This window comes from Pedobacter gandavensis (assembly GCF_032677645.1).
GTDB classification, from domain to species: domain Bacteria; phylum Bacteroidota; class Bacteroidia; order Sphingobacteriales; family Sphingobacteriaceae; genus Pedobacter; species Pedobacter gandavensis_A.
The window spans coordinates 62,651-81,430 of sequence record NZ_JAVTSB010000007.1 but is presented as its reverse complement, the minus strand read 5'-3'; the positions used below and the strand labels follow the sequence as shown (position 1 = coordinate 81,430).

The 18,780-nt window shown below is 41.3% G+C and carries 24 protein-coding genes; 9 read left to right on the top strand and 15 right to left on the bottom strand.

What is annotated here, in order from left to right; translation table 11 throughout:
- The first annotated feature begins 38 nt into the window (after nucleotides 1-38).
- The 7 genes from R2Q66_RS12785 to R2Q66_RS12755 all read left to right on the top strand — a co-directional run bounded on the left by R2Q66_RS12785 (nucleotide 39) and on the right by R2Q66_RS12755 (nucleotide 6,154).
- Nucleotides 39-242, top strand: a complete 204-nt coding sequence (locus R2Q66_RS12785; protein WP_265841295.1) for a fructose-6-phosphate aldolase — start codon at nucleotides 39-41, stop codon at nucleotides 240-242.
- 2 nt (nucleotides 243-244) lie between these two features.
- Complete coding sequence (locus R2Q66_RS12780; protein WP_316749526.1) at nucleotides 245-928, top strand: cell division ATP-binding protein FtsE; 684 nt, start codon at nucleotides 245-247, stop codon at nucleotides 926-928.
- Between the two features lie 126 nt (nucleotides 929-1,054).
- Nucleotides 1,055-1,636 carry a nucleotide exchange factor GrpE gene (locus R2Q66_RS12775; RefSeq protein ID WP_316749524.1) on the top strand — a complete coding sequence of 194 codons (582 nt, stop codon included), beginning with the start codon at nucleotides 1,055-1,057 and terminating at the stop codon, nucleotides 1,634-1,636.
- A gap of 6 nt (nucleotides 1,637-1,642) precedes the next feature.
- On the top strand, nucleotides 1,643-2,821 hold the full coding sequence (dnaJ, locus tag R2Q66_RS12770; RefSeq protein WP_316749522.1) for a molecular chaperone DnaJ: 1,179 nt from the start codon (nucleotides 1,643-1,645) through the stop codon (nucleotides 2,819-2,821).
- A 144-nt stretch (nucleotides 2,822-2,965) separates the two neighbouring features.
- Nucleotides 2,966-3,871 carry an ATP-binding cassette domain-containing protein gene (locus R2Q66_RS12765; protein ID WP_316749520.1) on the top strand — a complete coding sequence of 302 codons (906 nt, stop codon included), beginning with the start codon at nucleotides 2,966-2,968 and terminating at the stop codon, nucleotides 3,869-3,871.
- 4 nt (nucleotides 3,872-3,875) lie between these two features.
- Nucleotides 3,876-5,210: an ABC transporter permease gene (locus tag R2Q66_RS12760; protein ID WP_316749518.1), complete on the top strand. Its 1,335-nt coding sequence runs from the start codon at nucleotides 3,876-3,878 to the stop codon at nucleotides 5,208-5,210.
- Nucleotides 5,211-5,215: 5 nt separating this feature from the next.
- Complete coding sequence (locus R2Q66_RS12755) at nucleotides 5,216-6,154, top strand: exopolyphosphatase (RefSeq protein ID WP_316749516.1); 939 nt, start codon at nucleotides 5,216-5,218, stop codon at nucleotides 6,152-6,154.
- Here R2Q66_RS12755 and R2Q66_RS12750 read toward each other — a convergent pair.
- From R2Q66_RS12750 to R2Q66_RS12685, 14 genes are all read right to left on the bottom strand, one after another.
- On the bottom strand, nucleotides 6,118-6,699 hold the full coding sequence (locus R2Q66_RS12750) for a Maf family nucleotide pyrophosphatase (protein WP_316749514.1): 582 nt from the start codon (nucleotides 6,697-6,699) through the stop codon (nucleotides 6,118-6,120). The two genes, R2Q66_RS12755 and R2Q66_RS12750, sit on opposite strands and share 37 nt — an antisense overlap.
- A 92-nt stretch (nucleotides 6,700-6,791) precedes the next feature.
- Nucleotides 6,792-7,169 (bottom strand): hypothetical protein, encoded by a 378-nt coding sequence (locus tag R2Q66_RS12745; RefSeq protein WP_316749512.1) that lies wholly within the window; start codon nucleotides 7,167-7,169, stop codon nucleotides 6,792-6,794.
- Between the two features lie 177 nt (nucleotides 7,170-7,346).
- A complete protein-coding gene (locus R2Q66_RS12740; RefSeq protein ID WP_316749510.1) occupies nucleotides 7,347-7,874 on the bottom strand; it encodes an HAD-IIIA family hydrolase in 528 nt (175 codons plus the stop codon).
- 5 nt (nucleotides 7,875-7,879) lie between these two features.
- Nucleotides 7,880-8,122, bottom strand: coding sequence for a Fe-S cluster assembly protein IscX (iscX, locus tag R2Q66_RS12735; protein ID WP_062547208.1), 243 nt, complete (start codon nucleotides 8,120-8,122; stop codon nucleotides 7,880-7,882).
- A gap of 19 nt (nucleotides 8,123-8,141) precedes the next feature.
- On the bottom strand, nucleotides 8,142-8,474 hold the full coding sequence (locus R2Q66_RS12730) for a 2Fe-2S iron-sulfur cluster-binding protein (RefSeq protein ID WP_062547207.1): 333 nt from the start codon (nucleotides 8,472-8,474) through the stop codon (nucleotides 8,142-8,144).
- Nucleotides 8,475-8,518: 44 nt separating this feature from the next.
- Nucleotides 8,519-9,280: a Rossmann-like and DUF2520 domain-containing protein gene (locus R2Q66_RS12725; protein WP_316749505.1), complete on the bottom strand. Its 762-nt coding sequence runs from the start codon at nucleotides 9,278-9,280 to the stop codon at nucleotides 8,519-8,521.
- A gap of 72 nt (nucleotides 9,281-9,352) precedes the next feature.
- The gene (locus tag R2Q66_RS12720) at nucleotides 9,353-11,818 is read right to left on the bottom strand and encodes a heme lyase CcmF/NrfE family subunit (protein ID WP_316749503.1); all 2,466 of its coding nucleotides are present in this window, start codon (nucleotides 11,816-11,818) and stop codon (nucleotides 9,353-9,355) included.
- A 5-nt stretch (nucleotides 11,819-11,823) separates the two neighbouring features.
- On the bottom strand, nucleotides 11,824-12,234 hold the full coding sequence (locus R2Q66_RS12715) for a cytochrome c maturation protein CcmE (protein WP_316749500.1): 411 nt from the start codon (nucleotides 12,232-12,234) through the stop codon (nucleotides 11,824-11,826).
- Nucleotides 12,235-12,391: 157 nt separating this feature from the next.
- Nucleotides 12,392-13,054 carry a peptide-methionine (S)-S-oxide reductase MsrA gene (gene msrA, locus R2Q66_RS12710; protein WP_316749498.1) on the bottom strand — a complete coding sequence of 221 codons (663 nt, stop codon included), beginning with the start codon at nucleotides 13,052-13,054 and terminating at the stop codon, nucleotides 12,392-12,394.
- Nucleotides 13,055-13,211: 157 nt separating this feature from the next.
- Nucleotides 13,212-14,633: a Glu/Leu/Phe/Val dehydrogenase gene (locus R2Q66_RS12705; protein WP_316749496.1), complete on the bottom strand. Its 1,422-nt coding sequence runs from the start codon at nucleotides 14,631-14,633 to the stop codon at nucleotides 13,212-13,214.
- Between the two features lie 168 nt (nucleotides 14,634-14,801).
- A complete protein-coding gene (locus tag R2Q66_RS12700) occupies nucleotides 14,802-15,005 on the bottom strand; it encodes a CcmD family protein (RefSeq protein ID WP_316749494.1) in 204 nt (67 codons plus the stop codon).
- A gap of 47 nt (nucleotides 15,006-15,052) precedes the next feature.
- A complete protein-coding gene (ccsA, locus tag R2Q66_RS12695) occupies nucleotides 15,053-15,715 on the bottom strand; it encodes a cytochrome c biogenesis protein CcsA (protein WP_316749492.1) in 663 nt (220 codons plus the stop codon).
- Nucleotides 15,716-15,855: 140 nt separating this feature from the next.
- Nucleotides 15,856-16,515, bottom strand: a complete 660-nt coding sequence (locus R2Q66_RS12690; protein ID WP_316749988.1) for a heme exporter protein CcmB — start codon at nucleotides 16,513-16,515, stop codon at nucleotides 15,856-15,858.
- A 300-nt stretch (nucleotides 16,516-16,815) separates the two neighbouring features.
- Nucleotides 16,816-17,160: a hypothetical protein gene (locus R2Q66_RS12685; RefSeq protein ID WP_316749490.1), complete on the bottom strand. Its 345-nt coding sequence runs from the start codon at nucleotides 17,158-17,160 to the stop codon at nucleotides 16,816-16,818.
- Nucleotides 17,161-17,241: 81 nt separating this feature from the next.
- Between R2Q66_RS12685 and R2Q66_RS12680 the strand changes: the two genes are divergently transcribed.
- Nucleotides 17,242-17,739 (top strand): methylated-DNA--[protein]-cysteine S-methyltransferase, encoded by a 498-nt coding sequence (locus R2Q66_RS12680; RefSeq protein ID WP_316749488.1) that lies wholly within the window; start codon nucleotides 17,242-17,244, stop codon nucleotides 17,737-17,739.
- A gap of 41 nt (nucleotides 17,740-17,780) precedes the next feature.
- Nucleotides 17,781-18,296: a DUF421 domain-containing protein gene (locus R2Q66_RS12675; RefSeq protein WP_316749487.1), complete on the top strand. Its 516-nt coding sequence runs from the start codon at nucleotides 17,781-17,783 to the stop codon at nucleotides 18,294-18,296.
- 59 nt (nucleotides 18,297-18,355) lie between these two features.
- Here R2Q66_RS12675 and R2Q66_RS12670 read toward each other — a convergent pair whose 3' ends face one another.
- Nucleotides 18,356-18,778 carry a hypothetical protein gene (locus tag R2Q66_RS12670; RefSeq protein ID WP_316749485.1) on the bottom strand — a complete coding sequence of 141 codons (423 nt, stop codon included), beginning with the start codon at nucleotides 18,776-18,778 and terminating at the stop codon, nucleotides 18,356-18,358.
- Between the last annotated feature and the right edge of the window lie 2 nt (nucleotides 18,779-18,780).

Here is an 18,780-nt window from a genome sequence, read left to right as displayed (position 1 = left end):
CCTTCATTTCTCATTTTGAAATACTATTTTTGAACAAAATGTATGTAATCAAAGTTAAAGGCATTGCCAAAATCCCAGACTATGTACAGTTGCGGGACGAAAAGTTCACGCTATTGGCGTATTTTAGGGTAGACAGGCCTGAGAAGTCCCTGGAAAAACTCGGTTTAGGCGAGAAATTAACGGCTATAATGAATTTTGTGAACGATTTGCCCTTTGGACAAATTGCTAAATTAGATATTTAAACATGACAGAAAACGCAGTTATAAATTTAAAGAACGTAGATGTGTTCCAGCAGAAACACCTGGTCTTATCTGATGTAAATCTGAATGTGGATAAGGGAGAGTTCGTTTTCCTGATCGGTCAGACCGGTTCTGGTAAAAGTAGTTTACTGAAAATCATTTATGGCGATCTGCATATCGGAAACGGTGAAGGGCAGATCGCTGGTTTTGATTTAAAGAATCTGGCGATTAAAGACGTGCCTTATTTACGTAGAAAACTGGGCATTGTGTTCCAGGATTTCCAGCTGCTAACCGATAGAACGGTAGAAAAGAACTTAGAGTTTGTCTTAAAAGCAACCGGATGGAAAGATGCGGCACTAATTCAGGAGCGTATTAAAGACGTACTGGAAAAAGTGGGCTTACGTTCTAAGATCAGAAAAATGCCGCATGAGCTTTCCGGTGGAGAGCAGCAACGTGTGGTTATTGCGCGTGCTCTACTGAATAATCCGGAGATTATCCTGGCGGATGAGCCTACAGGAAACCTTGATCCGGATACTTCCGAAGAAATCGTGATGTTACTGAAACAAATCAGTCAGGGAGGAACGGCCGTATTAATGGCGACTCACGACTACCATATCATCCGTACTTTACCTTCAAGAATCATAAAATGTGAAGGTGGTATCGTGCATGAGGATGCACAAATTGTGTAACCATATTCTGACAAATTATTATTATTCAGCCATTCTAGTCAGTCTTTTCATTTGAAAACTGACAGTATGGCTGATATCATTCATTGGCAAACCTTTTGAGTTTGAATCCAAAAATTCTACTATACCATGTTTAGCAAGAAGAAAAAAAACGACATCGAAGATCCTATTATGGGAAATACTGCTGATGAGCAGGTAACCAACGTGCAAGCCGAAGAAAGTGCAGATGCCGATTCAACACCGGAAGAAGTACAACCAGAGCTTTCCGTTGAAGAAAAACTACAACAGGAAGTTGCAGCTTTAAATGATAAATACCTGCGCTTATTCGCAGAGTTCGACAACTACAAACGTCGTACTCAAAAAGAACGTGCAGAGCTTTTAAAAACTGCAGGTAAAGACGTAATTGTCTCTATGCTTCCTGTATTGGACGATTTTGATCGTGCCAACAAAGCAATGCAAGGTGCTACTGACGTTGCACCGATCCTTGAGGGTCTGGCATTGGTTCACCATAAATTAAAAAGCACATTGAACCAGAAAGGACTGAAAGAAATGGAGACGTTACATACGACATTTGATACAGACCTTCATGAGGCAATAACTAATATTCCTGCTCCTGAGGAGTTAAAAGGAAAAGTGATGGACGAATTAGAAAAAGGATACACTTTAAACGACAAAGTTATACGCTTTGCAAAAGTCGTTGTAGGGAGTTAATATTTTATGAGCAAGAGAGATTATTATGTTGTGCTTGGCGTGTCCAAGGGTTCAACTGCTGAAGAGATTAAAAAGGCTTATCGTAAGTTAGCCATTAAGTTTCACCCGGATAAAAATCCGGATGATAAATCAGCAGAGGATAAGTTTAAGGAAGCAGCCGAAGCTTACGAGATTTTAAGTAATCCGGAGAAAAAACAACGCTATGACCATTACGGACATGCGGGTGTTGGTGGTGCTTCTGGCGGCGGTGGCGGCTATGGTGGTGGCGGCATGAACATGGAAGATATCTTCAGTCAGTTTGGAGACATCTTCGGTGGTGGTGGCGGCAGCCCATTTGATAGCTTCTTTGGCGGCGGCGGCGGTCAGCAATCTCGTGGTGGTGGCCGACGTGTAGCGAAGGGAACCAACCTGCGCATTAAAGTAAAACTAACCCTGGAAGAAATCGCCAACGGTGTAGAAAAGAAAATCAAAGTTAACAAACAAGTTAGCTGTAAAACCTGTGATGGTTCAGGTGCTAAAGACCGTAATTCGGTAAGCACTTGTCAAACCTGTGGTGGAAGCGGTGCGGTGCGCAGAGTAACCAATACGATTTTGGGACAAATGCAAACGACCTCTACCTGCCCTACCTGTAACGGTAGCGGTTCACAGATTACCTCTAAATGTACTTCCTGTCATGGCGAAGGCATCACACGTGGTGAAGAAACCATTACCATCAATATTCCTGCGGGAGTAAGCGATGGAATGCAACTGAGCATGAGTGGTAAAGGTAATGCAGCGCCTCAAGGTGGAATTCCAGGTGATTTAATCATCCTGATTGAAGAAATTCCTCATGAAAGCCTGAAACGCGAAGGAAACAATGTCGTTTACGACTTACATGTTTCTATCATTGATGCGGCTTTAGGTTACAGTGCGGAAGTTCCTACTATTGATGGTAAAGCTAAAATCAAAATTGAACCAGGTACCCAAAGCGGCAAACTTTTACGTTTGAAAGGCAAAGGTATTCCGGAAATCAATTCTTACCACCGTGGTGATGAGATCATCCATGTAAACATCTGGACGCCGAAAGCTTTAACTTCGGAAGAAAGAAATATGCTGGAGAAACTTAGGGAATCCCCTAACTTCAAACCTCAGCCAGGAAAGAATGATAAGAGTTTCTTTGAAAAAATGAAAGAATATTTTGACTAACCTCTGGTAGTCAGCTAGAAAAGCCACCTCAGGGTGGCTTTTTTTATGTCTCATTTTTATGGCATTTTAAATTATTATGCCAAAATCAGTAACATTTTGATAAGTTAGTATACTAAACAACTACTAATCCATTAAAACTAAAAGATGCTGATTATTAATAACATTGTAAAGCAATATGCTGATCATCGCGCTTTAGATGATGTCAGTCTACGCGTAGAAAAAGGAAAGATCTTTGGCCTCTTAGGCCCCAACGGTGCAGGAAAAACCTCCCTGATCCGAATCATCACTCAAATTACCGGTCCCGATAGCGGAGAAGTACTTTTCAACGGAGAAAGGCTCAACGTAAAACACATTTCTCAAATTGGCTACCTGCCGGAAGAAAGAGGCCTGTATAAGAAAATGGAAATCGGCGAACAGGTCTTGTACCTCGCTAAACTCAAAGGATTAAGCACCGCAGAAGCCACCAAAAGAATCAGATACTGGTTTGAAAAACTGGATATGGCCGATTGGTGGAGCAAAAAAGTGGAAGACCTGAGTAAAGGAATGCAGCAAAAAGTGCAGTTTGTGGCTACCGTATTACATAAACCAGAGCTAATTATCCTCGACGAACCCTTCTCAGGATTCGATCCGGTGAATGCCGATGTGATCAAAAACGAAATTCTGGAACTCAATAAAGAAGGTGCTACCTTCATTTTCTCTACCCACAGAATGGAATCTGTAGAAGAGCTTTGCGACAATATCGCCCTGATCCACCGTTCTAAGAAGATCCTGGACGGCCCCATGGCAGAAATCAAAGCCCAATACCGCAACAATACCTATTGGCTGGAATACCAGGGCGAATACCCTATTGAAAACGGCAGGGAAATCTTTGAGGTGCTCGAAAACACGAACACCCATGGAAAAACCAGACTTAAAATCAAAATCAGGGAAAACCAGAGCGCAAACCAGGTGCTGGCCGCCTTACTTCCATACGTTGCCATCAGCAGATTAGACGAAGTAATCCCAACCATGAACGATATTTTCATTGAAAAAGTAACCCAACAAAGCTAAAATCATGAATAAAATATTACTCATTATACAAAGAGAATACCTGTCTAGGGTAAAGAAAAAGTCCTTTATTCTCATGACTTTACTCACGCCAATCATCATCGCCGCTTTTTATGGGATGATCATTTACTTCTCCATTGAAGGGGTCAAAGGAACACATAGTAAAGTAGCAGTTGTTAATGACAACAAGGCCTTAACCGAGCAAATCAGCTCCAATAAAAACGTCAGCTATACCTATGTAGACCAATCCCTGGAGGCCTTAAAAGCTTCTTTTAAGAAGTCAGATTACGATTACATCTTGTATATACCAGCTTTTGAACTGAGTAAGCCGACAGGAATTCAGCTCTTAGGTAGCAAACAAGCTGGTTTATCCCTCAACGGAAGGATCTCCGGCGATGTAGAAAACATGATCCGCAACCAGAAGCTGAAAGCCTCCGGAATTGCACAGGCCGATCTGGATGGCTTAGAAACCAACGTAGATATTGACAACAAAAAGATTAGCGAAAGCGGTAAGGAAGAAGATTCCAGTGCCGGAGCCAGCACCATTATCGGTAGCATTGCCGGTATCATGATGTTCATGTTTATCATGCTTTATGGCATCCAGGTGATGCGTGGCGTGATTGAAGAAAAAACCAGCAGGATCATAGAAATCATGATTTCCTCGGTAAAACCCTTCGAGTTGATGATGGGCAAAATCATCGGTATTGCTTTGGTTGGTCTCACCCAGTTCATTTTATGGATCGTACTGACCGCTTCCATTTCTACGGTTGCTGTAACCGCTTTTGTAGGAAAAGACAAGCTGAAAGAAAGCAGTGCCGTGGTGATGAAGGCCAAAGACGGCACAACCATCAGTCCGGCAGCAACATCGGGCATGGACAGTCCGGTATTAGCGATGCAGAAAAGTCTGTCCAGCTTACCACTAACCAAAATCATTACCGTATTTATATTTTTCTTTATTGGCGGATATCTGTTCTACAGCGCGCTGTATGCAGCCATCGGATCGGCAGTAGATAGTGAAACGGAAACCCAGCAATTTATGATGCCCGTCATGATGCCATTACTACTCGGTTATGCCCTGTCTTTAAGCGTGGTGGCTAATGACCCTTACGGGCCTATCGCTTTTTGGCTGTCGATGATCCCTTTTACCTCTCCTATTGCCATGGTCGTGCGTTTACCATATGGTGTACCAGATTGGCAATTGGCGCTGTCAATGATTATTTTAGTGGTCGGATTTATAGGTACCGTTTGGCTGGCCTCTAGAATCTACCGCGTAGGAATTTTAATGTATGGCAAGAAAACCAGCTTGAAAGAGATGGTAAAATGGTTTTCTTATAAAAACTAATCAAAATGAAAGTTGCAGTTATAGACTTAGGCACGAATACTTTTCACCTGATCATCGCTGATCTGGATGGACCTGAGGCTAAAATCATCTATAAAACCAATCTGCCCGTCAGACTTGGCGAAGGAAGAATCAATGACAACATCATCATCCAGGAGGCTTTTGAAAGAGGCCTCCTGGCTCTGGAACAATTCAGTCTGCTGATCGCAACACATGGGGTTAGCCTGGTTAAAGCCACTGCTACCTCCGCCATCAGAAGTGCGGCCAATGGTGCCGACTTTGTCAAAGCCGCCAGAAGTTACGCAGGAATTGAGATTACGGTGATCAGTGGTGAAGAAGAAGCTGCTTTTATTTACCAGGGTGTAAAAGCCACAGGACTTATAAAAGAACGCTGTTTAATCATGGACATTGGTGGTGGAAGCACTGAATTTATCATTTGTGATCCTCAGCAGGTCTTCTGGAAGAAAAGTTACAATATCGGAGCAGCAAGGCTGATGCAAGCCTACTTTCATTCGGACCCCATCAATACTGCTGATAAATCTGCGATTACAGCGCATTTAACCACTGAATTAGCCGACTTAAAGGGAAACTTAGATAAGTACCTGCCAAATCATTTGATTGGTTCAGCGGGCGCATTTGAGACTTTTACGGGGATGCTTTATCCAGAACTGGATTTAAAGGGCCTTAAATCCCATAAAATCCCCCTGGAAGATTTTCAGAAGTTATCAGCAAGGTTTATCAATTCCAGTCATGCGGAAAGAGAAAACATGCCGGGTCTGATCAAATTAAGGGTGGATATGATTGTGATGGCCGCCCTACTCACAGATTATATTCTGGAGCTGGGCAACCTTCAGCAAATGAGTTTATCTACTTACGACCTGAAAATGGGCGTACTTGCAGCTTTAAAAGATCAGACAGACCAGTTACCTTCAGCCAAAGCCTTGTAAAGTCGTTCTGTAGGCAAGCCCATCACATTGGTGTAAGAACCGATGATTTTCGCCACAGCGATTAAACCAATCCAGTCCTGAATACCATAAGATCCGGCCTTATCCATAGGCTGGTAATTTTTAATGTAAAATTGAATCTGTGCCGGCGTTAACCTATTGAAAAATACTTCTGTCGTATCGTAGAAAGAACGAATTTCGCCATTATGGGTTAAACTAACGCCGGTATATACCTGGTGATTGGTACCCGATAGTTTGGTTAGCATTTCTGTAGCATGGTGTGCATCTTCCGGTTTCCCAAGAATCTCACCGTTATAAGCAACAATGGTATCTGCAGTAATGATGATACTTCCTTTGCTGTCTTCATCAAATGCTTTTGCTTTTTTCTCTGCGATATAAACGGCGATTTCTGCTGGAAGCAAGTCTTCCGGATAAGTCTCATCCACCTCTTTCAATACGACCTTAAAATCAAGGTTCATTGCAGTCATTAGCTCTTGTCTGCGTGGAGATTTCGAGGCCAGGATAATGGGAAGTTTTTGCTGATACATAAAATATATTTGTGCAAAAATAACAAAAGCGGCCAATGGCCGCCTTTATTATTTGCAATAAAAGTAATTTATTGCTTCCCCCCCACTATGGATCACTGACCCATTCTATTATTTTTCATGCGTTCTTTGCGTTCCGCTTTATACGTTTCGTAAGCTTTTTTCTGATCGGCAGTTAAAATTGCACCAATCTTTGCATCTGTCTCTTCCGATAATTTCATCATTTCTGCTCTTCTCGCCTCTTTGTCCGTATTACCCGCTGCACGGGCTTTTTCCATGGCGGCTACCTGATCTAAAAATATCGCCGTAGCTTTAGTTTTCTGATCCTCATTCAGGTCTAATTTTTTCGTTAAACCTTCAACACTTCTTTGGGCTCTTTGCTCCGGTGTCATTTTCTGACGACCGCCATCTTGTGCCTGTGCGAATGTAATTACACTGAATAACAGTCCGCAGATCATTAATAATTTCTTCATGTGGTTCATTTAAATTGTCTAAAATTCTGAGTTCAACACACCGATCCACGAAATTAGGTTCTGTATTTTGAGCCTCTTTTTTGTAAGATTAGAGGAAAAATAAAGCCCATGGTTTAACACCCCTAATGTAACATATCTATTACACAAAGAAGCAGAGAAATTATAAAATCTTTAGATTTATTTACCGGAATCGGCAGCAGCAGGGTTTTCATCAAACCATTTCTCCTGTACGCGCATTACTTTTTCAATAATATCTCTAACCGCAGTTTTACCACCGGTATAAGGAGATACATATTGGGCAATGGCTTTAATTTCAGGAACGGCATCTGCCGGACAAGTAGGGAGTCCTACGAGCTTCATGACCTTTAAATCGGGGATGTCATCTCCCATATAAGTAACCTCAGCCATGGTCAGCTGACGTTTTTCCAGATAACTACTCAGCACCTGTACCTTATCCGATACGCCAAGGAAAATAGCTTTAATGCCTAAGCCTTCGAAGCGTTTCTGCATAGCCAAACCTTTACCGCCGGAAATGATACAAACATGGTAGCCTTTTTTTACAGCAAGCTGCAAGGCATAACCATCTTTAATATTAAATGTCCGCAAAAACTCCCCCGAATCTGAGGCCAGGATATCCCCGTTTGTCAATACACCATCTACATCGAAAATGAAGGTGGTAATCTCTTTAAGTTTTTGCAGAAACATAAGGTCTAGTTTTGGTTATCTCTCCATTCGTAAACCCAGGCCGACTGGATTTGCTCCAGGTGTCCTTCAGAACTTTCTTCTTTGGTTCCTTTGAAATTAGGCAGAGAAAGTACCCATTCTAATAATTCAGTAAACCTGATACGGTATATTTTGGCTTCATTGAAATCGTCCCCAAATTTCTCATATAATTCCTGAGCGATGTCTTCGTGGTCGTTCCAATAAATTGGTAAGGCAAATTTATCTTGCATGATGCTGTTTGTTTGTTAATTAATGGCCTAAAAATTCGGATTGATCCGGGATCGTCACTTCAATATCTCCGCTGATTACTACACATTGGCAGCCTAATCTGGAAGTAATTCTAGGGCGAACAGCACGGTCAATAAAGTCTTCCTCCTTATCGGAGATTTCCTGAATATTATCCATACCCTTAGTCACGTAAACATGACAAGTACTACATCCACAAACACCACCGCAGTTATGTTGCAACTCTATTCCGTGATCATGGCATACATCAAGAACTGATTCCCCTCCAGCAATAGGAAGTTCAATTGGCTCTTTACCCTTCTCTTCAAAATTTATCTTTAATTTAAAAATACTCATAATTTATGTGTCAAAATTAAGCACCAAAAACCACAATTAAGCGATTAATCTGTTTTTTTAATGCTTTTACTTAAAGTTTCATAGAGATCCTGAAGTTCAGGCATCCCTGTTAACAATTCTTTATGCTTGGATAATGTTTGTTCATCGTTGCGGATGGCCGGTCCGGTTTGTACATCGCGGGGAAAGGCATGTTGCACTTTCTCTGCGGTTTCCATGATTAAAGGCCTTAAAATCTCAAAGTCAAGCTGGTTCTTTTCCAGAATATCCTGACCAATCGCATACAGGTGGTTGCTGAAATTACAGGCAAAAACCGCGGCCAGATGCAGGATTCTTCTTTGTGCAGAATTCACCTCATAAACCAATGGGCTTAAACCCAATGCAATCTTTTTCAAGACAGCCAGTACCTCTTCATTTTTAGCTTCCAGACAAAGCGGCACTTTCGAAAAATCGAGTGCTTTAGTACGGGAAAAGGTTTGTAATGGATAAAGTACACCGTAGTTCTTCATCGAAGCAGGAAATACGCTAAGGTCTGTTGCGCCGGAAGTATGTACCACCAGGCCATTTACTCCCGCCAATACCCCGATCATTTCCGGAATTGCATCGTCCTTTACCGCAATCAGGTATAAATCGGCATCCAGGTTGATATCCGCTACTAAGGAAATCCCCCTGGCCCCTACCTGATCTGCCAGTAACACCGCATGGTCCTGATTCTTACTCCATACCTGGATCAGTTCATGTCCTGCTGCAACAAATGCAGTAGAAAAATGTGTTGCCACATTACCAGAACCGATGCAAACTACTTTCATTTTCAGAACCCCTTTTAAATGCCTGAGCTTTCCTGATGATCAGATCATCAGGAAAGCTCAGGCCATATCTAATTAAACTACTTTAGCCTCTTTTTGTCTTCTCAGGATCGACAATAAAAATCCAATCACCATCACAATGGTACCTGCCCAATATAAATTGATGTAAGGGAATTCAATTGACTTAAATACAACCCAATCCTTAGCTTGCTGAGGTTTTTCGAAAACCTGCAACTCTACTTTACCCTGATCAGGAAGTACTTTCGTAAACCTGAATCTCAAGCCCAGCTCATCAATATTACGTGCAAAATCGAAAGTATTATTTCCTTTTACCAGGAAGATAGGCTCCGTTTTGTACACTTTACCGTTCACTTCAACTTCTATTGGTAAACCTACTGCAAGGTCGTTTTCGCCCAATACCAGGCTTTTTGCAGCCGGCTTATTGTTCAAGGCCTTGATGGTAATGATACCACTGCTGGTATGTAAAGTATCGCCGGGTTTTACGTTGGCAATTCTAGGTGCTTTATAGTTTTCCTCTGGATTATGGTCTTCATGATCCTCATGCGTATCCTTTTTATCAGGCGCACTGGTGATGTGGGTATACACATCATAAGTCAGGTAATGTTTGGTATCCGGAGAAGCAATCAATCCCATTTTCTCATTCGCCTGAACGTGTGGATTCAATTCAAAATCTTCTTTCAGCTTGCCTGTTTTCTCATCATAAACCCTAAAGTTTAAGGTGTAAATCGTGTTTGGAGCAATGGTGGTATCTCTGGTATAAGTAACCGTGTACTTACCCATTTTCTTAGGCTCATTTTTGTACAACACGATGTTTTCACCAGGTTTCTCTGCTTTCTCAAAATCCTTTACCGGGATAAAGTTTGTGGTATTGATCGAGATCGGTTTATTGGTTGCAGCGGCAACTAAAGCGCCAATCAACAATAAAGCAAAACCCATGTGCGCCACAGCTGCACCTACTAATTTACGTTTTCCACCAAGCCCTTGTGCCAATACTCTTGCGTTGGCAAGAATGGCAAATACACAGCTAAAAGTAAGCAGGATGTACATTAAGTTGGTGTAGATGTTCGTCAGGTATACAAAGCCTGCAGTGATCACAATGGCAAAAACAATAGAAGCAATTAAGCTGCTGTAGAATTTACGGATGTCTGTTCTTTTGTATTTCATGAACTGGGCAAAACCCGAGATCACGGTAACCAGGATGGCAAAAGGTGCCTGCCATTGGTTGTAATATTTTATAGCATCAATCGGAGGGGCAAAATTGGTTCCGAAAGCGGCATTGAATACTGGAACGGAAGTAGAGAAAATCACCTGAATACAGGCTACAGTAACTACTAAAGCACCGATAAACATCCAGAATTCTCTGGAATAAGTTTCTTCATCTTTGTTGGTGATCGGCAATTCTTTCCATCTGAGGATCAACAACACGATCGGAATAGAAAGGAACACCACGTTATATAAGATCAGGTGACCGAACATCCCAAGATCCGTGAAAGAGTGAACCGAAGTTTCGCCAAGGATACCACTTCTCGTTAAGAAAGAAGCGTATAATACCAGTACAAAACTGATGATAACTAAGATAATTGCGGTAAAGAACGAGTGACCAGTATTTTTAAAAGCGATCATTACGTGTACACCTGCAATCAGCGTTAACCATGGAATGATAGACGCATTTTCTACGGGATCCCATGCCCAGAAGCCACCGAAGTTTAAGGCTTCATACGCCCAGAAAGAGCCCATGATAATACCGGTTCCTAAAACCATTACGGCAAATAAAGCCCATGGCATCGCAGGTTTAACCCATTCTTTATATTTCTTTTGCCATAAACCAGTCACTGCATAAGCGAAAGGAACGATCATACTGGCAAAACCCAGGAATAACGTTGGCGGGTGAATCACCATCCAATAGTTTTGTAATAATGGGTTTAATCCCTGACCATCGGTAATGTATTTTAAATAATTTTTATAGTTCTCCGGATCAGCAAATAATGGGGCATTATCCTTCAGGTTTATAGCTTCTCTTAACAGGATGAATGGGGAACTTCCAATTCTTTCTCCGAAAATCTCCACGCCTAATAACATCGAGGTTAAGAATACCTGCGAAAATGCCACGACAGTCATTACGCCATTTTCCCATGATTTGGCTCTCCACATCAGGATTCCTCCTAACAGCGATTGCCAGAAAGCCCATAACCAGAAACTACCCTCCTGTCCTTCCCAGAACGCGGAAACGATATAATAAACCGGAAGTTGTTTCGAAGAGTGCGACCAAACGTAGTAATATTCGTTGTTGTGATTTAGAATCAGGTAGAATAAAGTTACTCCGATTCCCAGGATACTTACCCAGTTAATTAGAAAGGAAATCCGACCTAGTCGTGTCCATGAGCGATCTCCAAGGTCTTTATTCTTAGTAGCGAAAAAGTAAGCTATCGTAGAAAGTAGTGAAGCAGCAAATGCTAAAACAATAAAGAATTGGCCGATTTTACCGGGCAGGAGGTTCTCTCCAAAAAATTGTATATCCATTAAGATTAATTGTATTTTATCACCTGACCGTCCGCTTTTACCTCAACAAGGTCGTTGTTGTATTTAGAAGGACATTTCATTAATATTTTTGAAGCATAAAAAGTACCGTCTTTCATTTTACCGATTAACACTAACTTTTCTGAACGTTCGAAATCTTGTGGTTTGGTGCCATTGTAAACCACCTGGTTTACTTTCCCTTTTTCATCTTTCATAAAGAAAGCGAAATGATTGGCATCTTTCTGAGCATCATAGTACATGCCTTTTTCTTTTTCCCAGAAGCCCATCACATGGAATTCTCTGGAATCTTTGGCAGCCTCAGTAAAAGTTGAATAGTTGCTGGTACCGGCGTTTAAACTAATTAAGAAGCCTACGCAGATCGCTATTGTGATTAAACCAATAATTGCACTTTTTCTCATGATGCTAATAAAATTTTAGATTGACACAAAGATAAAAAATATAGTTACCTAAAATCTTTTGGAGCCAGGCAATTCACTTTGATGACGATTTATTGATAGTTCTCTGACAAAAACAGTGTAAATCAGGGATCCATGATCGAAAAAGAAAATATTTTGGCTATTTCAGGTACTCCGATTTGATGTTTTCCCGCATTTTAGCCCTCAGTTTCATCACTTTTGGCCGGGATACATTTCTGATATAAGACTGTCCCTGGTTTCGCTGATAATAATCCTGATGTTCCGTTTCTGCCGGATAAATTACCTCGAAAGGAAGGATTTCTGTAGCGATAGTCTGGCCTTTATAATCGGTATTTTCCAGCTTTCGTATCAAAGCAGAAATGATATAGTATTCTTCCGGCGACCGGAAAAAAGCAATAGAACGATACTCCGGACCGATGTCTGCGCCTTGTCCATCCACCTGTGTTGGGTTGTGGACATAGAAGAATGCTTTGCAAAGGGTTTCGAAAGGAATTATAGACGGATCATAATACACCTGAACCGCTTCGGCATGACCGCTGGTTTGCGACTGTAAATCCTGGTAAACTGGATTTTTAGTGTTTCCACCAGCATAACCGCTGATCACCTTATGCACCCCTTTTAATTCCATCATGGCCTCTTGTATAGCCCAAAAACAGCCCCCGGCAAAAGTCGCCACTTTTTCATTCGCTGCTGGCGCAACAATAACCGCAAATCCCCCTTTACTCTCCAGGTGCTGCAGTTTCTGATCTCCCGAACAGGCCGTGAATAAAAGCAGTATTGCTAGTCTGATGAAAGTCTTCATGATTTACCCTTGCTTAACCCAAGATACGGGAATCGGGTAAAAAAAGATGTTGCAGATTAGAAAGTGCTACATCGAAATGACAAAAATAACGGGCATAAAAAAAGAGGAGGAGTTGCCTCCTACCTCTTTTTCTCAAAAGTCTCGAACCGACTAATTATTATGGCCAGATTCCTAAATTCATATAAGAAATGGCAATTTTATCTATAGAGCCTACAAAAGCAGCCGTCCTTAAAGTCTGGATGCCTGGTTTGCTCATTAATGTTTCTCTGATTTCATGGTAAGAATGGATCATGGTATCCTCTAAACCTGAGTTCACCAATTCCAATTCAGAAGCTCCTTTAACGATCATTAAACGGTGTTCAGCAGGAATGCTTTTTCCGGTTAAACTTTCTAAAGTATTGATCAGGTTTCTGTTTGAGTTTTCCGCATAACGGTTTTCCATACGGCCAAACGCTACGTGAGAAAGGTTTTTCAACCATTCGAAATACGAAACGGTTACCCCACCTGCATTACAGTACATATCAGGAATGATGATACCACCCATTTCCGTGAAAATCTCTTCTGCTTCCGGAGTACAAGGACCATTGGCACCTTCCGCGATAATTTTCGCCTGGATGTTTCTGATGTTCTCCGAAGTGATCACATTTTCCAATGCTGCCGGAACCAAAATATCACAAGGTTGCTCTAAACCTTCCATCGAGTTTTTAAACTCTTTAGCGCCCGGGAAACCTAAGATAGAACCAGTTAATTTACGGTGAGCAAACACTTCATCAATGTTCAATCCGTTTTCATTGTAAATGGCACCTTCAAACTCGCAAAGACCAACGATAGTTGCTCCAAATTCAGCTAAGAATTTAGCCGAGTGGTAACCTACGTTTCCTAAACCCTGAACGATCACTCGTTTATCACCTAAACCAGCTTTAAAGCCGATTTTAGCCATATCTTCAGCTACATCTACACATTCTCTGATGGCATAAGCTACACCACGACCAGTTGCTTCCTTACGTCCGCGGATCCCGTGTAAAGCAATTGGCTTTCCGGTAACGCAACCCAAAGCATCTAACTGACCTGGGTTCATAGTCATGTAAGTATCTGCAATCCAGCTCATTTCACGCTCACCTGATCCGTAATCCGGAGCAGGAACGTCAATACCAGGACCGATAAAGTTCTTTTTGATTAATTCTGTCGTATAACGACGGGTGATGTTTTCCAGCTCACCAACGGTGTAGTTTTTAGGGGTGATCTTGATCCCACCTTTAGCACCACCGAAAGGAACATTTACAATCGCACATTTGTACGTCATCAAGGCAGCTAAAGCCATCACCTCATCTTCATTTACCATTTCACTGTAACGAATACCACCTTTGGTAGGACTCATGTGATGAGAATGTTCCACGCGCCAAGCATCGATTACCTCAAACCCGTTTCCTCTGCGGATAGGGAATTGAAAACGATACACACTGTTACAAGCTTTAATTTGGGTTAACAGACCTTCTGGATGAGAAGTAAATTGTGCGGCACTGTCAAAGTTTTTGCATACGTCTGCAAAAAAATTTGTCTCGTTTGCTGTATTAGCCATTCTTTGTTTTTTATGAATTGAATATAAGTTCTTATACTAATTACCTGCAAAATTGCAGTAAAAAACACCACTTATGCAAATGGTAAATCACTTAGTGTAAGGCAAACACTACATCAAAACAAGCGCCAAAACAGGCATTAAATGATTTTAAAATAAGTTTTTTGTCGCTTATTTCTTTTCTAACTTTTTTAATCTTTTTTCTATTGTAAACAGAAAGAAAAGCAAGCCAAGCAAAATTACCAATACACAAGCCACTACCACGTAGATTTTACCGTTCGAATAAAGCGTATCACTGATGGCAGAACCTGTTTCCTGAGCGAACAATTGCAGTGTCAATAAGAACATTAAAAAGGTTGCTGTAAATTTTTTCATTAGAATATCTTTTGAGGTTTAAAGGCTACGGAAAGACCGTTTCCTATTTATTTCGATAATTTATTTCTTTCTAAATCGCGGAGTCTGTACAGGATATTGTAAATCCAGCAGCCGATTAAAATCCAGCCCAGACAAGCGGGGTAAAACACCATTCTCATGTGTTTATCCAGATCGTAAGCGTTAAAGCCGGGATTACCGCCATTACCAGGGTGTAGCGAATCCGATAAACGTGGCAATACAAACAATAATACCACCATAATCGGGAAGGCGAAAATATTGTAAATCGCAGAAATCTTTGCTCTCTTTTGTTCTTCATCAATCGCATTGCGAAGTACCAGATAAGCAAAATAAAGTAAGATCGCGATGGCCGCAAAGTTTTGCTTTACATCGAAGCTCCAGGCTTGTCCCCAGGTAAATTTAGCCCAGACTGCACCGGTTACGATACCCAAAAGACCGAAAATCACGCCTGCATTGACACTTTCTACGGCTTTAATATCATCCGCAGGATCATTACTTCTCAATGATTTGACACTGTAAAAAACAGAGATACTGAACAATACAATCATGCTGAACCACATCGGCACATGAAAATAAAGGTTCCGGATGCTCTCTCTAATAATCGGCAATTCAGGAGTTTTCATTAGAAAACCCGCAACGGTTGAATAAATCACCAATATTGCGCCTAATACTTTCCACCAGTTCTTATACATTGACATTAAAATTTGATCTCTTTTATGCTGTTAATCGGTAAATGTAGCTACAAATTTTGCTATTTCAGTCATACATCAGCCGATAAACAGCGGCTCTTTGGGTTTAAACCCTGATAAATGACCTGAGGCTTACGGAAAGCTTAATCCCTCCAGAGGTAGGGGAATAATAATACCGATACCGACATCACTAAAGCATTAATGATGAGTAAAAGACCGATTTCGTCCAGACTCACACTACGGTCTAAGCCGTCCATCGCGTTTTTGGTGAGCTTAATCAGTACCACCAACACCGGAATGATGATTGGAAAACTCAATATCGCCATTAGCATCCCACCGTTTCCAGCTTTGGAAGCAATCGCTGATACCATCGTGAAAATCGTGGAAAAGCTCAGACTGCCCAGTAAAGCAGCCAGTAAATACAAGCCTAAATCCTCCGGACTAAAATCAAAAACAAGGATATAAAAGCCGAGTGCAATCACGGTAAGCACCATCATCAACAAGGAATTATAAATGGTTTTGGAGATAATCAAAGCTAGCGGACTGGCAATCGTATAGATATAAACCTGCCTGCCCCTGCTCTCCTGTAGAAAACTTTTAGATACGGCATTGATCGAAGCGAAAAGCATGATGATCCAGAATAAAGCGTTTAAAGTGACCTTATCTGTACTCACAAAAGATAAAAAACAGACAAATACCGTAGACACGACGTATAAAAGCACCCCGTTTAAAGCGTATTTGGAACGCCACTCTAACAACAATTCCTTTTTTATTAAATGTTTGATCTGCTCTGCTAAATTCATCCGGTCGCAAAGATAATTGTTAATCATCCGATTTACTAATGAGCAGGATAATTAAGTTAAATACCGGTAAAAAGTAATATTAAGCTGCTGGAGCGTTGCTATAAAAAGGCTATTCTGGTGCTGGTTGCTGAAGGACTGCCGGAGAATCGGTGAAGAGCTCGCGGAGGCTGCTTAAGGCATATACTCCAGGGACTCTTCAAGTACCCTTGAACAACTCTTCATCATCCAGCACTACTATAGCAGCAGTATACAAGTACAATAGCACGTTTATATGTTCAGTAGATCGCACTTCCCTAAGCCCTAAAGCTGATAAGAAATGTACTTTTGAAAACTTCTTCCTTTGAGCAGGAAGACAAAATGAAGTCCGAATTGAGGAATCCCCCAGGTGCTGAGGTAACCGGCAATCGGTTCATCCAGACGGTCTATAAATTTAAGACAATAATGTTCAAAATTATGGTCAATAAATTTATCCTGATAATCCGGACTAAAATGGTTCAGGTTAATGCGCAGATTACCCTTAGCCAGCAGGATCAACAAATGATGACCTGTCATTGCACGCATAATATGTGGGTTTTTCTTCACCCACCTCGCCATACTTCTGTTGAAGTCCAGCTCATCAATATCAACAAACTCTTGCGCTTCCATTTTTTTAATCCCGACAATACTAGCAAAAAAAACTAAAGCGTTAAAATTTTATACATTTGAATAGCAAAACTTTACCTAAGTATGCCCATGAGCACCAGCTATTGCAGTATTTTACATAGTCCGATTGGCGCGATTTACATCTTTGCCGGGGAGGAATCGGTCAGGGAAATCACTTTCAAGGAAAGCGATACGAAAGACCTTTCAGAAAATAGCCTTAGCAAACTTGCAGCAGCACAGCTAAATGACTATTTTGAAGGGAAATTAACGGCCTTCAACCTACCATTACAACAAGATGGAACGCAATTTCAGCAAGGCGTCTGGACCGCCTTACAAACCATTGATTACGGCAATACCTGCTCCTATCTGGAATTTTCTAAGCAACAAAATAACGTATTGGCCATTCGTGCGATTGCCGCTGCAAACGGTAAAAATAAACTGGCAATTGTGGTACCTTGTCACAGGGTGATTGGTAGTAATGGCAAACTGGTGGGCTATGCCGGAGAATTATGGCGCAAAAAATGGTTGCTGGATCACGAAAGAGCCATCAGTAAAAAAGGACAAATGACGCTTGATTTTTAAACCTGAAAACCCGGATTTATAAACTATTTTCCCCTACTCCTATGAACCAATATCTGGATATTATTCTGAGAAGCCTCGCTGTTTACGCCTTTATGCTGGTCGCCATTCGTTTGACCGGTAAAAAGGAACTTTCTCAGCTCAACACCACTGATGTGGTGCTGATTTTACTGATCAGTAATGCGGTACAAAATGCCATGGTTGGTAACAATACCAGCTTACAAGGTGGTTTGATCGCTGCCGCAGTGCTTTTTGCCTTAAACTTTGCCCTAAAAAAGCTCATGTATAAAAGCAACTGGTTTCGGAATCTGCTTTCCGAAAAACCAGAAATCCTGATCCATAATGGCAAGCTCGATTTTGAAAAGCTAGCCAAACTAGACATCACTGACGACGAATTGAGGGAGGCCATGAGAGAACATGGCGTAGAAAAGTTCAAAGAAGTGAAGCTCGCGATTTTTGAAGTAGATGGAAACATTAGCATCATTAGCGGTTCAGATAGTCTCAAACAAACGCATTACAAGCGCAAAAGAAAACAAAAAGCGCTGGGAGGTTTAAACTAAATTGACTTATAAAAAAAAGAGCTGATCCATAAGGGTCAGCTCTTTTATATTTTCAACTATTATACGGTGGCAACAGCTGGCGGAGCAGCCTGCACCAACACTACTTTTGGTTTTCTAACGGTCACTAAAACACCGGCACCGACTACAATCACATACCAGCCCCATTTCAATTTCACCATTCCTGCAGCAATATTCACCATATTTTTAAAGTGAAGAAAGCCAAAAGAATCGTGGACTTTGAAATAAATACCAACCAGTGAAATCGCAACCAAGGCCATTACTGCCCAACCTGCAAATTTGATTAAGCCTGTTTTATTGATAAATGAACCTAATAAAGCAACCGCAACCAACACATACAAAGCAGTAGCTAAACGCGGATCTACATCAAAATAGTTCCAGTTTCCGATAATCGGTAAGCGCATTAAAGGACACAATCCTCCAACAGCCATAATTACTGCACCAATAACTCCCTGAATTTTCATTC

What these genes read in the sequence shown, in the direction of transcription:
- ccsA (WP_316749492.1), bottom strand. Translation starts at nt 15,715, where the DNA reads ATGTATAAGAACTGGTGGAAAGTATTAGGCGCAATATTGGTGATTTAT.
- R2Q66_RS12780 (WP_316749526.1), top strand. Translation starts at nt 245, where the DNA reads ATGACAGAAAACGCAGTTATAAATTTAAAGAACGTAGATGTGTTCCAG.
- R2Q66_RS12730 (WP_062547207.1), bottom strand. Translation starts at nt 8,474, where the DNA reads ATGAGTATTTTTAAATTAAAGATAAATTTTGAAGAGAAGGGTAAAGAG.
- R2Q66_RS12720 (WP_316749503.1), bottom strand. Translation starts at nt 11,818, where the DNA reads ATGGATATACAATTTTTTGGAGAGAACCTCCTGCCCGGTAAAATCGGC.
- iscX (WP_062547208.1), bottom strand. Translation starts at nt 8,122, where the DNA reads ATGCAAGATAAATTTGCCTTACCAATTTATTGGAACGACCACGAAGAC.
- R2Q66_RS12680 (WP_316749488.1), top strand. Translation starts at nt 17,242, where the DNA reads ATGCCCATGAGCACCAGCTATTGCAGTATTTTACATAGTCCGATTGGC.
- R2Q66_RS12745 (WP_316749512.1), bottom strand. Translation starts at nt 7,169, where the DNA reads ATGAAGAAATTATTAATGATCTGCGGACTGTTATTCAGTGTAATTACA.
- R2Q66_RS12670 (WP_316749485.1), bottom strand. Translation starts at nt 18,778, where the DNA reads ATGAAAATTCAGGGAGTTATTGGTGCAGTAATTATGGCTGTTGGAGGA.
- R2Q66_RS12690 (WP_316749988.1), bottom strand. Translation starts at nt 16,515, where the DNA reads ATGAATTTAGCAGAGCAGATCAAACATTTAATAAAAAAGGAATTGTTG.
- R2Q66_RS12700 (WP_316749494.1), bottom strand. Translation starts at nt 15,005, where the DNA reads ATGAAAAAATTTACAGCAACCTTTTTAATGTTCTTATTGACACTGCAA.
- R2Q66_RS12725 (WP_316749505.1), bottom strand. Translation starts at nt 9,280, where the DNA reads ATGAAAGTAGTTTGCATCGGTTCTGGTAATGTGGCAACACATTTTTCT.
- R2Q66_RS12750 (WP_316749514.1), bottom strand. Translation starts at nt 6,699, where the DNA reads ATGTATCAGCAAAAACTTCCCATTATCCTGGCCTCGAAATCTCCACGC.
- R2Q66_RS12740 (WP_316749510.1), bottom strand. Translation starts at nt 7,874, where the DNA reads ATGTTTCTGCAAAAACTTAAAGAGATTACCACCTTCATTTTCGATGTA.
- R2Q66_RS12765 (WP_316749520.1), top strand. Translation starts at nt 2,966, where the DNA reads ATGCTGATTATTAATAACATTGTAAAGCAATATGCTGATCATCGCGCT.
- dnaJ (WP_316749522.1), top strand. Translation starts at nt 1,643, where the DNA reads ATGAGCAAGAGAGATTATTATGTTGTGCTTGGCGTGTCCAAGGGTTCA.
- R2Q66_RS12785 (WP_265841295.1), top strand. Translation starts at nt 39, where the DNA reads ATGTATGTAATCAAAGTTAAAGGCATTGCCAAAATCCCAGACTATGTA.
- R2Q66_RS12775 (WP_316749524.1), top strand. Translation starts at nt 1,055, where the DNA reads ATGTTTAGCAAGAAGAAAAAAAACGACATCGAAGATCCTATTATGGGA.
- R2Q66_RS12705 (WP_316749496.1), bottom strand. Translation starts at nt 14,633, where the DNA reads ATGGCTAATACAGCAAACGAGACAAATTTTTTTGCAGACGTATGCAAA.
- R2Q66_RS12715 (WP_316749500.1), bottom strand. Translation starts at nt 12,234, where the DNA reads ATGAGAAAAAGTGCAATTATTGGTTTAATCACAATAGCGATCTGCGTA.
- R2Q66_RS12760 (WP_316749518.1), top strand. Translation starts at nt 3,876, where the DNA reads ATGAATAAAATATTACTCATTATACAAAGAGAATACCTGTCTAGGGTA.
- R2Q66_RS12755 (WP_316749516.1), top strand. Translation starts at nt 5,216, where the DNA reads ATGAAAGTTGCAGTTATAGACTTAGGCACGAATACTTTTCACCTGATC.
- R2Q66_RS12675 (WP_316749487.1), top strand. Translation starts at nt 17,781, where the DNA reads ATGAACCAATATCTGGATATTATTCTGAGAAGCCTCGCTGTTTACGCC.
- msrA (WP_316749498.1), bottom strand. Translation starts at nt 13,054, where the DNA reads ATGAAGACTTTCATCAGACTAGCAATACTGCTTTTATTCACGGCCTGT.
- R2Q66_RS12685 (WP_316749490.1), bottom strand. Translation starts at nt 17,160, where the DNA reads ATGGAAGCGCAAGAGTTTGTTGATATTGATGAGCTGGACTTCAACAGA.